This is a genomic window from Actinokineospora sp., from assembly GCF_052390155.1.
In the GTDB taxonomy this organism is placed as follows: Bacteria; Actinomycetota; Actinomycetes; order Mycobacteriales; family Pseudonocardiaceae; genus Actinokineospora.
Genome location: NZ_JBQTHF010000029.1, coordinates 17,629 through 29,533, shown reverse-complemented (window position 1 = coordinate 29,533; position 11,905 = coordinate 17,629). Strand labels below are relative to the sequence as shown.

Here is an 11,905-nt window from a genome sequence, read left to right as displayed (position 1 = left end):
TCGAGGGGCAGACAACGGTGGCGCTGCGAGTGGCAGTCGACTTCGGCACGTCGAGCACGTGTGTCGCGGTCTCCGTCCACGGCAGGGAGCCGCAGGTCGTGGTGGTCGACGGGCAGCCGCTGCTGTCCTCGGCGGTGTACGCCGCGCCGGACGGCACCCTGTTCGTCGGCCAGGAGGCCGACCGGCAGGCCGCGCTCGACCCGTCCCGCTACGAGCCGAACCCCAAGCGCCGCATCGATGAGGCCGAGCTGCTGCTCGGCGACACCGTGCTGCCGGTCGGTGCGGTGTTCCGCGCGGTGCTGGGCCGCGCGGTGTCCGAGGCCCGCCGGGTCGGCGGCGGGCAGGTCGACCAGCTCGTGCTGACCCACCCGGCCGACTGGGGCGGCACCCGCACCCAGGTGCTGCGCCAGGCCGCCGCCGGGCTGGCCGGGCGGATCACGCTGGTGCCCGAGCCGGTCGCCGCCGCGGTGTTCCACTCGGCGAGCTACCCGGCGCCGACCGGGCCCGCTGGCCGCACGCTGGCGGTGCTCGACCTGGGCGGCGGCACGGTCGACGTCAGCGTCGTGCGCACCACGCCCGGCCCCCGGCCGCCGTCGTTCACCGTGCTCGCCACCCGCGGCGACCCCACCTTCGGCGGCGCGGACATCGACCAACTGCTCATGGAGCACATCGGCGCCGCGGTGTCCGGCGGCGACCCGAACGCCTGGCGCGCGCTCGTCGAGGGCCGCGACCTGCCCGACCGGCGGCGCAGGCGGGTGCTCCGTCAGGACGTGCGCGGCGCCAAGGAGACCCTGTCCCGGCATACCTACGCCGACGTCCCGCTGCCGTCGCCGTTCCCCGACGCCCACCTCACCCGGGCCGACCTGGAGCGGCTGATCGCGGCCCCGATCGGGCGGGCGGTCGAGCTGACGCAGGCCACCATCCACGCGGCGGGCCTGGTGCCCGCGCAGCTCGCCGGGATCTTCCTCGTCGGCGGGTCGAGCCGGATCCCGCTGGTCGCGCAGCTCGTCGCGGAGCGCACGGGCGTGGTGCCGGTGACCCTCGACCAGCCCGAGACCGTGGTGGCCCGCGGCGCGCTGCGCGCGGTCGCCGTCGAGCCGGACAACACCGGCGTCCTGCGCGCCGACTCGGTGGCCGCCGCGGACCGCACCGTGCCCGCCTCGGGCGTGCTCGCCGCCGAGCTGACGATGCCGGTGGTGCGCGGGCAGGCGCAGCATTCCGGCAGGCTGCCGCGGGGCGTGCCGCCATCGGGTCCGCGGCCGTTCGGCCCGCTGCCGGGCGCGCAGCCCTCCGGCCCGCTGCCGCTGGGCCCACCGCAGTCGTCCGGCGCACTCCCGCTTCGTCCTCAGGCACCTGCCGCGCGGTCACGCCGCGGTCGGGCCATCGCGCTCACCGCGGCCGCGGTGGTGGTCGTCGCGGCGGCCGCGGTGTCCCTGGTCGTTCTGCTCGGCCGCGACAAGCCCGCCGACCCCGGCCGGGTCATCGCCCAGTACGAGTACCGCTTCACGCTGCCCGACGGCTGGACCCAGACCGGCGCCAACGCGGCCCTGCTGCGCTCCGAGATCAAGCCCGCGGGCGCCGAGCAGGGCGCCGACCTGGTGCTAGTCGAGGAGAAGCGGCTCAGCTTCGACAGCGACGCCGACCGGCCCCGCGCCGTGGACAAGCTGCGCCGGGACTTCGAGGCGGGCGGCGGCGAGTTCTCCGGGTTCGCCGACCGCGCCAGCTTCGCGGGCCGCGACGTCGTGTACTACCGGGAGACGCTGGATACCGCGACGGTCGACTGGTATGTCCTGTTCCAGGGCACGGCCCAGGTCAGCGTCGGCTGCCAGTACACCGAGTCCGGCCGGGACCGGGTCCAGCGGGCGTGTGACACAGTGGTTCGCTCGATGGTGGTCGCGGGCTGATGCGCAGGTGGAGGTGGCGGGCATGTCGATGAACGGCCCCAACCAGGGGTTCGCCGAGTCCGTCGCCCGGTTCCGGGCCGAACTCGCTGCCGCGGTCACCCGCTCGCGGCGGGCCGCGGCCGAGGCCCACGACCAGGCGTCGTCGTTTCACCGGGAGACCAACGACCTGTCCGGCGCGCTGCGCGAGGGCCGGGCCCAGGTCGAGCCGGACGAGCTGACCGACCCGGCGCAGCGCGCGCTGGCCGAGGGCTGGCGCCGCGACCACGGCTTCGCGGTGGACGAGTTCCCGCCCGACGAGGAATTGGTCGCCGCGCCCGCGCCGCCCGCCCCCGCACCATCCGGTCAGGACGATGACGACGAGGATTTCTCGCAGCACCGGATCCTGTTTCGCGGCTGAAACGCGTGCATTCGCACATCGGCGTCGATCGATCGCCGCCCACCGGTTCGCCATTGTGAACCCGATCGGGTGTCATCGCGCTGTGGTAGGCCACCTGACCTGCGGGTTCCCGATTTCGGCGTTTACTGGAGCAACTACCTCAGACCAACCGGCTCCGAGGTGGAACCAAACCTGGCAGGGTCATCGTCGTAAGCGGCGTACGAACGAAAAAGGGCGTACGCCCTAACCACTAACTCAGGGGGTCACTCCCAATGGCCGGTTATGGACTCTCGACCGAAGAGATGGCAAAGGCTGCCGTCGACGTCGACAACGTCAACGAGGAGAGCCAGAACGCGCTGAAGAGCCTCGGCAGCAACCTTGAGCCGCTGCGCAACAACTGGAAGGGCACCGCGTCCATGGCGTTCGCCACGCTGATGGACCGCTACTACGCCGACTCCGCCAAGCTGCACGACGCGCTCGCCGCGATCTCCCAGCAGCTCAAGGACTCGAACGTGGCCTACACCCGTCAGGAAGAGGAAGCCTCGCAGTCGATGAGCACCATCACGAACGTCCTCGGCTGACGTTGCTCGCTCCGCACCTGATCTCCACCTCGTTCGAGACCTTTTCCGACTTCGGGACTTCAAGACTCAGGGAGACATCGCAATGCCCAACGACATGATCAGCGTCAACTTCGCGGAGGTCGCGAACGCTGCCTCGTCGATCAACTCCACGTCCTCGCAGCTCGAAAACCTGCTGAGTGACCTCAGGTCCCGGCTCGCGCCGTTGGACGCCGGCTACACCGGTGACGCCAAGGAGGCCTGGGCCGCCAAGCAGGCGCAGTGGAACACCGCCTACGACGAGCTCAAGCAGGTCCTCAGCTCGATCAGCGTGGCCGTGCAGCACTCCGGTGAGAACTACGAGGCCACCGAGAAGGCCAACGCCAGCAAGTGGGGCTGATCCCGCGCTCGTCGCGGTAGCCGACTACCAAACTCCCGAGTGGGGCCCGGAGATGTTCCCGGGCCCCACTCGGGTGTCTGCGTCGGCCTCCGGGACCGGCCCCGGACCGGGTGTCGTGCCCTTCGCCAGGGGTCAACCGGCACCCGTTTTGACCCTCCGCGGGCGGACCCGGTATCTTCTTACTTTGTTGTGCGGCGCGGGGCGTAAAGCTCGACTGGTCAAATGCGAGTCGAGCGGCGTTGCGCGCCTCTGGGTGTCCCAAGCAGCCAGAGGTGAGGCCCGCACAGGCACCCATGAAGCAAGTTGACGATGAGGTAGACCCGTGCCCACGTACAGCCCTAAGCCCGGCGAGGTCGACCGCGCCTGGCACGTGATCGATGCCGAGGACGTGGTGCTCGGCCGTCTCGCCACGCAGGTAGCCACGCTCCTGCGCGGCAAGCACAAGCCCACCTTCGCCCCCCATGTGGACACCGGCGACTTCGTCGTCATCGTCAACGCCGAGAAGGTCGCCCTGACCGGCAACAAGCGGGACCAGGCGTTCGCCTACCGGCACAGCGGTTACCCGGGCGGTCTGCGCAAGCGCTCCTTCGGTGAGCTGCTCGACTCGCGCCCCGACCGGCTGCTGGAGAAGGTCGTCAAGGGCATGCTGCCGAAGAACAAGCTCGGCCGCGCCCAGGGGAAGAAGCTCAAGGTCTACGCAGGCCCGGCGCACCCCCACGCCGCCCAGCAGCCCACGCCGTACGAGATTGCGAAGGTCGCCAAGTGAGTGAGGATGTCGTGACCACCGACACCGACGAGGCCCCCGAGGCCGTCGAGGTCGCCGAGACCGAGGCCGCCGCCGAGGTGGCCGAGGCTCCCGAGACCGCTGACGTCGCGGAGACTGCCGATGTCGCGGAGACCGCTGACGTCGCGGAGACTGCCGATGTCGCGGAGACCGCCGATGTCGCCGAGACCGCCGTCGTCGCGGAGAGCACCGACACCGAGGCTCCCGAGGGCGACGACGCCGCCCCCGTGCTGCCGCACCTGACCTCCGAGACCGCCCAGACCGTCGGCCGCCGCAAGCAGGCCATCGTCCGCGTGCGGATCGTCACGGGCAGCGGCAAGTTCCTCCTCAACGGCAAGACGCTGGAGGAGTACTTCCCGAACAAGGTCCACCAGCAGCTCATCCGCGAGCCGCTGGTGCTGGTCGAGAAGCCCGAGTCCTTCGACATCCGCGCCAACCTGCACGGCGGCGGCATCACCGGCCAGGCCGGTGCGCTGCGGCTGGCGATCGCCCGCGCGCTGATCGAGCTGGACAGCGAGGACCGCCCGGCCCTGAAGAAGGCCGGCTTCCTCACCCGCGACCCGCGGGCCAAGGAGCGCAAGAAGTACGGCCTCAAGAAGGCCCGCAAGGCACCGCAGTACAGCAAGCGCTGACCCTCCGGTCAGCCCTTCCAGCGGGAGCAGCAGGTTCGCGATCCGAACTGCTGCTCCCGCTGTGTTTTTCTCTGGTGTCTTACGCTCTTTCCCCAATCCCCAGCGCGGCGGAGGTACCCGACATGGCCCGACTGTTCGGCACCGACGGGGTGCGCGGCCTCGCGAACTCCGATCTCACCCCGGAACTGGTGCTCTCGGTCGCGGCGTCGGCGGCCAGGGTGCTCGCCGCGCACGACAGCTCGCATCGGCCCGTCGCGGTGGTCGGCCGCGACCCGCGGGCCAGCGGTGAGATGCTGCAGGCCGCCGTCTGCGCGGGCCTGACCTCCGCGGGTGCCGACGTCATGCAGGTCGGGGTGCTGCCCACGCCCGGCGTGGCCCACCTGGTTGCCGAGCTGAACGCCGACCTGGGCGTGATGATCTCCGCCTCGCACAACCCGATGCCCGACAACGGCATCAAGTTGTTCGCCGCGGGCGGGCACAAGCTGGCCGACGCCATCGAGGACGAGATCGAGGCCGGTCTCGGTCACGCCGCCGCCCGGCCGACCGGCGCGGCTGTCGGCCGCGTCTACGACATCAACGACGCCCACGACCGCTACATCGCCCACCTGCTCAAGTCGATCCCGAACCGGCTCGACGGGCTGCGCGTGGTGGTCGACTGCGCGAACGGCGCCGCCTGGGCCGCGGCCCCGCAGGCGTACCGCGAGGCGGGCGCCGAGGTCATCGCGATCCACGCCCTGCCCGACGGCGAGAACATCAACGACAACTGCGGCTCGACCCACCTCGACGCGCTGCGGGCCACCGTCGTCGCCGAGGGCGCGCACCTGGGCATCGCCCACGACGGTGACGCGGACCGCTGTCTCGCGGTGGACGCCGCAGGCGAGATCATCGACGGCGACCAGATCATGGTCGTGCTCGCGATGGCCATGAAGGAGGCGGGCGAGCTGATCGAGGACACGCTCGTCGTCACCGTGATGAGCAACCTGGGCCTGCACCTGGCCATGCGCGAGGCGGGCATCGGGCTGCACACCACCTCGGTGGGTGACCGGTACGTGCTGGCCGAGCTGCGCGCGCGGGGGCTGTCCCTCGGCGGCGAGCAGTCCGGCCACGTCCTGCTCCCGACCTACGCCACCACCGGCGACGGCCTGCTGACCGCGATGCGCCTGATGGCCAGGATGGCGGGCACCGGCCGTTCCCTGGCCGACCTGGCGGGCGCCATGCGCAGGCTCCCGCAGGTGCTGCTGAACGTGCGGGTCGCCGACAAGGCCACCGTCGCCGCGTCACCCGCGGTGAGCGCAGCCGTCGCCGCGGTGTCGGCCGAGCTGGGCGACACCGGCCGCGTGCTGCTGCGCCCGTCGGGCACCGAGCAGTTGGTGCGCGTCATGGTCGAGGCGCCGAGCCACGAGGTTGCCCAGTCCGCCGCCGAACGGTTGGCCGGGGTCGTCTCGGCCGCGCACTGACAGCCCGCTCACTGACAGTGGTGAATCCCGCCGACTGGCCGCGGCGCGTCCGGTCCGCTGAGTACATTTGCTCTTGCTTACTTATCGGCACCATCGGCGTCACCCATGCGTCGGATGGGAGTTGATCGGTACCAGTCAGGGGCAAGGGGGAGTTATGCCGGACGCGCCACCGCAGCAGGGCAGCACCGAGATGGACCCGGGAGCCGTGTCGGCCATCGCCTACGAGCTTGGCGAACTGGGCGACGCGACGGTGGCCGCGGGCACGTTCGCGGCCGCCAGTCCACTCACACAGGCCGACTTCGGGGATCTCCCGACGGCGCAGCGCGCGGCGGGCCGGTTCCTTGAGGTGGTCGCGTCCCTCGCGCAGTCGGTCGGCTACGTCGGCACCCTCGTGCAGGGCACCGAGGCGGCGCTGAAGTCCGCGGCCGGGCTCCAGGTCGACAACGAGGCGCAGAGCACCGCGCTGCTCAACCGGTCGGCGGGTGGGATCTGACATGGGCGCGATCACCAACGAGGCGGATGCGATCTTCGCGATCGTCGAGGAGGAGCCGCCGAACGTCAACGCCAACCACACCGGCCGCAACACCCTCGCCCACGCGCAGAAGCTGCGCGACCTGCTCTCGCGGGGCCAGTTCGGCGGCCTCTACGAGCGCTGGCGCGACCACACATTCGCCAGGAAGGGTTGGGGCGCCTGGGTTTACGGAGATGGGGACGAGGAGAAGAACATCCCCAAGCTGGAGCCGATCAACTGGGGCCACCTGTACGACATGTACGGGCGCCTGGCGAAGATGAGCGAGGTCGGCGGCGGTCTCACCGCCGCGATGACCGCCGCGCACTCGGGTATCGGCACGGTGTGGCGGGGCGATGCGGCTACCGCGGCGCTGGCCAAGTTCGACGATGTCGTCGCGGGGGCGACCCTCTACCAGGACAGCAACACCAAGCTGTCCGGCGCGGTCCTCGGGCTGTGGCGCAACACCAGTGAGGCAGTGGACGAACTCGTCAAGTTCGCCGACCCGGACCAGCGCGGCGGCCAGTTCGTCGGCATCTACGGCAACACCGACGCCGGTTTCCTCAGCAACATCTCGTACAAGATCGATGGTCTCAACACGATCGCCAGCCAGGGATTCCCCAACCTGCGGTCCATTGTGGACCGGGCGCGGGAGGACTACGAGTTCTGTATCGACATCGCCTACGACCACTACGGGCCGTTCCCGGAAGGTCTGCGGCTCTACGAGGAGATCACCAGGGCCGTGTTCTGGCTCGACGACCTCGCCTCGCAGTACAACGAGGTCGTCACCGAGTGGCGGGCCAGGATCAAGACCTGCTGCGACGCGGTGAAGGCCGATTTCGAGCTGTTCGGCGACGTGACCGGTCCGCTGACCATCGCGGGCAAGACCGGCGAGCCGAGCGCGGCCGACCCGTTCGCCAAGATCGCGCCGCCCGCGCCGCAGACGCCACCGGAGCAGCCGCGCGAGCCCGTCGACCAGCCGCGGGACCCCGGTGAGTCGACCAGGAATCCCGGTGGTGGCGGCGGTGGCGGTGGGCCTACCCCGCCCGCTGTGCCCGCGATGCCCGCGATGCCCGCGATGTCCGCGGCGCCGGAGATGCCGCAGGCCACCGATCCGGCTGGGACGGACCCCACGAGCGCGTCGCCCGGACTCGGCGGAACGCCCGCGGCGGGCCCGCCGGAGACGGTGACCATCAAGGACGGCGACCGGACCATCTCGGTCGACAGCCCGGACGGTCAGGGTCGGGTCAAGGTCACCGTGGACGACGGGTCCGGCACCCCGAAGACCTACGAGCTGGACTTCGCCGCCGCGGCCGAGCCCGGGGCGGACCAGCCGGTGCGGACACTGCCGTACCCCGCCGATGGCGCTGTTTCCGCGGGTGTCGAGCAGGTCCAGGCGGGCCCGGACGGCAAGGTGGTCGTCGAGGACGGTGGGCTGACCATCACCGCCGAGCGGCCCGACGGATCGCCCGACACCGTGCGGATCACCCTGGACGACGGCTCCGGCGACCCGACCACCTACACCCTCGACTACCAGGACCCGGCGCACCCCAAGATCGAACCGGCGACCGCCGCACCCGATGCCGCGGGTGGGCAGGCCGACCGCGCGTCCGTCGCGAGTGGACCGGGTGCTCCCGAGTCGGTCGCGAGTGGACAGCCTGCCGCCGAGTCGGTCGCGGGTGGATCGGGCGCAGGCGCGGGTGGTTCCGAGTCCGGGCAGACGGTCGGGGACAGTCCACAGTCGACCTTCGCGGCGAGCGACAGCGGCGCGGGCCTGTGGGGCGCGGCGGGCAGCGTGTTCGGCGACGAGGCCGCGGGCCCGTCCGGCGACTCCCAGACCGCGGGCGCCGGTGAGGCGGGCCTGTCCAGCGCCCAGGCGGAGTCCGGGTCGGGCCACGCGCAGCCGGGCGGCCAGAGTGGGTCCGGGCTCGGCGGCGGCATGCCCATGATGGGCGGCATGGGCGGCGGCGCGGGTGGGTCGGGCGACCAGGACCGCGGGGGCAGCCAGTGGCGGACCCAGGGCGAGCTGTTCGACGACGACTACGAGGACGCCGAGGTCCGCGTCAGCGGCGCCCTCGGCGACAGCAACCGGTGAGGAGGATTCCGGTGTTGGACGATCGCAACCCGGTCTTTCGCGAGGCCGTCGCGCCGTTCGAGGAGTCGAGGTACCGGCGGCGGGCCGCGGTCGCCGAGATCGGTGACGAATTCGACAAGCGCGCCGCCGACCTGGCGAAGCGGACCGAGGACCGCGACCGCGCCGACGCCGACCTGCTCGCCGAGCTGCGGCAGCGCCGCGAGGACGACAAGGGCGACGAGGCCGCGAAATCCTGGGGGCCGCGGGCGGACAAGTCGACCTTGCTGACCATCGGCAGCGAGGACAACCCCGCCCAGGACCGCGACCGCCCCGCGCCGGATCGGTATCCGTCGCCCGGCCCGCACGACGCCGCGCCGATCGTCCGTCCCGCGCCCGAGGACGACTCGGACGACGACTGGTCGAGCCGCAACTGGGTCGACCGGCGGGAGTGAGCGCTACGCGGGGGTCGCGGCGAGGTCGTCGTCGCCGTCGTAGGTGATCTCGGCGCCCTTGAGGTCTTCCTCGACCAGCGGCAGGTAGTCGGCCTCGCCGGTCAGGTGGACCAGGAAGAACGCGGTCAGCAGCGCCCGCGCGATCCGGTGGGTCGCGTGCTCGGCCTTGCCGTGCACGAGCAGGCCGCTCCAGTGCCTGCCCTCGGTGAACCCCAGGTGGCTGGCCTTGGGCAGGGTCCGCACCTGCACCGGCCCGCCCCACGCGCGCGCGATCAGTTCGGCGTTGGATGCGGGCGGCGCCACCAGGTCGTGGCCTGCGGCCAGGTGCAGGCCGGGCATGCCGCACGAGCGCGCGGCCTCGGTGGCGAACGGTTTGGTCTGGGACGCGGCCAGCGTGGCCACCGCGCGCACCCGGCCGTCGTCGGCCGCCGCGAGCACCGCGCTGCCGCCGCCGGTGGAGTGTCCGGCGAGGCCGAGCCGGTCCGGGTCGACGCTGATGTCGCCATCGCCCAGGCGCACACCGACGCACACGTCGAGCGCGGTGCGCAGGTCGGCGGCGAGCAGCCGGTGCGAGCCGAGCGGCCCGGTGTGCGTGCCGGGCGCGGCGACGACGATGCCCCAGGACGCCAGGTGCCGGAACAGGTCCGCGTAGCGGGTCGGCGGTTGCAGCCAGCCGTGGCCGAACGCGACCGCGGGCAGGCCGAGGCCGGATTTCGGGGTGTAGACCAGCCCGGGCATGCCGACGAGGGCGAGGTCGCCGCGCAGGACTTCGTGCGGCCCCCGGCGAGCCAGTTCGTCGAGCAGGTGCTTGGCCTTGCGTGCCATGCGGGCAGCTTAGTGGTGGCCGCCATGGCAGGCGTGCCGACGTCTGGGCCCGGGCTGGTTACCCTGGTGCCCGTGTGCGGAATCGTGGGATACGTAGGCCACCGAGCGGCGCTCGACGTGGTACTGAATGGACTTCGGCGCCTGGAGTACCGGGGCTACGACTCGGCTGGAGTCGCGGTGCTCAGCGGCGCGGGTGCGCTGGCGGTCGAGCGCAAGGCAGGCAGGCTGGCGAACCTGGAGGCCCGGCTCGACGAGGTCGGGCGCGACGGCTTCACCGGCACCGCGGGCATGGGCCACACCCGGTGGGCCACGCACGGCGCTCCGGTCGACCGCAACTCCCATCCGCACCGCGACACCGCGGGCAAGGTCGCGGTGGTGCACAACGGCATCATCGAGAACTTCGTCGCGCTGCGCGGTGAGCTGGAGGCCACGGGCGTCGAGTTCGCCAGCGACACCGACACCGAGACCGCGGCCCACCTGATCGCCCGGGCCTACGCGGCGGGCGACACCGCGGGCGACCTGCCCGCCAGTGTGCGGGCGATCTGCCGCAGGCTCGAAGGCGCGTTCACGCTGGTGGTGACGCATGTGGACGAGCCGGACCAGATCGTCGCGGCGCGCCGGTCGTCGCCGCTGGTGGTGGGCATCGGCGCGGGGGAGACGTTCGTCGCCTCCGATGTGGCCGCGTTCATCGAGCACACCCGCGAGGCGGTCGAGCTGGGCCAGGACCAGGTCGTGGTGATCACCCGCGCGGGCTACGAGGTGATCGACTTCCACGGCGAGCCCGCCCCGGTGAAGCCGTTCACCGTCGACTGGGACCTCTCGGCCGCCGAGAAGGGCGGCCACGAGTACTTCATGCTCAAGGAGATCGAGGAGCAGCCCGAGGCGCTGGCCAACACGCTGCGCGGGCACTTCGTCGACGGCCGGATCGTGCTCGACGAGCAGCGCCTGGCCGACCAGGATCTGCGCGACGTGGACAAGGTGTTCGTCGTGGCCTGCGGCTCGGCCTACCACTCCGGCCTCGTCGCCAAGTACGCCATCGAGCACTGGACCCGGCTGCCGGTCGAGGTCGAGCTGGCCTCGGAGTTCCGCTACCGCGACCCCGTGCTCGACCGCGACACCCTCGTGGTGGCGGTGTCCCAGTCCGGCGAGACCGCCGACACGCTGGAGGCCGTGCGGCACGCGCGGGAGCAGAAGGCGCGGGTGCTGGCGGTCTGCAACACCAACGGCGCGCAGATCCCGCGTGAGTCCGACGCGGTGCTCTACACGCACGCGGGCCCGGAGATCGGGGTCGCGTCCACCAAGGCGTTCCTCGCCCAGATCGCGGCGAACTACCTGGTCGGGCTGGCCTTGGCGCAGGCGCGCGGCACCAAGTACGCCGACGAGATCGCCCGCGAGTTCCACGAGCTGGCGGCCATGCCCGCCGCGGTCCGCCAGGTGCTCGGCTCGGCCGACCAGGTCCGGGCGCTGGGCCGCGAGCTGGCGGACTCCAAGGCGGTGCTGTTCCTGGGCAGGCACGTCGGCTACCCGGTGGCCCTGGAGGGCGCGCTCAAGCTCAAGGAGCTGGCCTACATGCACGCCGAGGGCTTCGCGGCGGGCGAGCTGAAGCACGGGCCGATCGCGTTGATCGAGCAGGGGCTGCCGGTCGTGGTGGTGATGCCGTCGCCGAAGGGGCGGGCGGTGCTGCACTCGAAGCTGGTGTCCAACATCAGTGAGATCCAGGCCCGCGGCGCGCGCACCATTGTGATCGCGGAGGAGGGCGACGAGACCGTGCGCCCGTTCGCCGACGAGCTGATCGAGGTGCCCGCGGTGCCGACGCTGCTGCAGCCGCTGGTGTCCACCGTGCCGCTGCAGATCCTGGCCGCCGAGATCGCCCGCTCGCGCGGCTACGACGTGGACAAGCCGCGCAACCTGGCGAAGTCCGTCACGGTCGAGTAGG

12 protein-coding genes are annotated in these 11,905 nt (G+C 71.9%); 11 read left to right on the top strand and 1 reads right to left on the bottom strand.

Going from position 1 to position 11,905, the window contains the following annotated elements:
• The first annotated feature begins 17 nt into the window (after positions 1-17).
• From ACT4N7_RS11220 to ACT4N7_RS11175, 10 genes are all read left to right on the top strand, one after another.
• The gene (locus ACT4N7_RS11220) at positions 18-1,904 is read left to right on the top strand and encodes a type VII secretion-associated protein (protein ID WP_444828596.1); all 1,887 of its coding nucleotides are present in this window, start codon (positions 18-20) and stop codon (positions 1,902-1,904) included.
• A gap of 22 nt (positions 1,905-1,926) precedes the next feature.
• A complete protein-coding gene (locus tag ACT4N7_RS11215; RefSeq protein WP_444828595.1) occupies positions 1,927-2,301 on the top strand; it encodes a hypothetical protein in 375 nt (124 codons plus the stop codon).
• A 281-nt stretch (positions 2,302-2,582) separates the two neighbouring features.
• On the top strand, positions 2,583-2,861 hold the full coding sequence (locus tag ACT4N7_RS11210; protein WP_444828594.1) for a WXG100 family type VII secretion target: 279 nt from the start codon (positions 2,583-2,585) through the stop codon (positions 2,859-2,861).
• Between the two features lie 82 nt (positions 2,862-2,943).
• The gene (locus tag ACT4N7_RS11205; RefSeq protein WP_444828593.1) at positions 2,944-3,237 is read left to right on the top strand and encodes a WXG100 family type VII secretion target; all 294 of its coding nucleotides are present in this window, start codon (positions 2,944-2,946) and stop codon (positions 3,235-3,237) included.
• Positions 3,238-3,559: 322 nt separating this feature from the next.
• Positions 3,560-4,003 (top strand): 50S ribosomal protein L13, encoded by a 444-nt coding sequence (gene rplM, locus ACT4N7_RS11200; protein ID WP_444828592.1) that lies wholly within the window; start codon positions 3,560-3,562, stop codon positions 4,001-4,003.
• 77 nt (positions 4,004-4,080) lie between these two features.
• Entirely contained in the window at positions 4,081-4,653 is a 573-nt protein-coding gene (gene rpsI, locus ACT4N7_RS11195) for a 30S ribosomal protein S9 (protein WP_444828650.1), read from the top strand.
• 122 nt (positions 4,654-4,775) lie between these two features.
• A complete protein-coding gene (glmM, locus tag ACT4N7_RS11190) occupies positions 4,776-6,110 on the top strand; it encodes a phosphoglucosamine mutase (protein WP_444828591.1) in 1,335 nt (444 codons plus the stop codon).
• Positions 6,111-6,264: 154 nt separating this feature from the next.
• The gene (locus ACT4N7_RS11185) at positions 6,265-6,603 is read left to right on the top strand and encodes a hypothetical protein (protein ID WP_444828590.1); all 339 of its coding nucleotides are present in this window, start codon (positions 6,265-6,267) and stop codon (positions 6,601-6,603) included.
• A 1-nt stretch (position 6,604) separates the two neighbouring features.
• Positions 6,605-8,713, top strand: coding sequence for a hypothetical protein (locus ACT4N7_RS11180; RefSeq protein WP_444828589.1), 2,109 nt, complete (start codon positions 6,605-6,607; stop codon positions 8,711-8,713).
• A gap of 11 nt (positions 8,714-8,724) precedes the next feature.
• Complete coding sequence (locus ACT4N7_RS11175) at positions 8,725-9,144, top strand: hypothetical protein (RefSeq protein ID WP_444828588.1); 420 nt, start codon at positions 8,725-8,727, stop codon at positions 9,142-9,144.
• 3 nt (positions 9,145-9,147) lie between these two features.
• Here ACT4N7_RS11175 and ACT4N7_RS11170 read toward each other — a convergent pair whose 3' ends face one another.
• Positions 9,148-9,969 (bottom strand): dienelactone hydrolase family protein, encoded by an 822-nt coding sequence (locus ACT4N7_RS11170; protein ID WP_444828587.1) that lies wholly within the window; start codon positions 9,967-9,969, stop codon positions 9,148-9,150.
• A gap of 72 nt (positions 9,970-10,041) precedes the next feature.
• Between ACT4N7_RS11170 and glmS the strand changes: the two genes are divergently transcribed.
• Positions 10,042-11,904, top strand: a complete 1,863-nt coding sequence (glmS, locus tag ACT4N7_RS11165) for a glutamine--fructose-6-phosphate transaminase (isomerizing) (RefSeq protein WP_444828586.1) — start codon at positions 10,042-10,044, stop codon at positions 11,902-11,904.
• The last annotated feature ends 1 nt before the right edge of the window (position 11,905 follow it).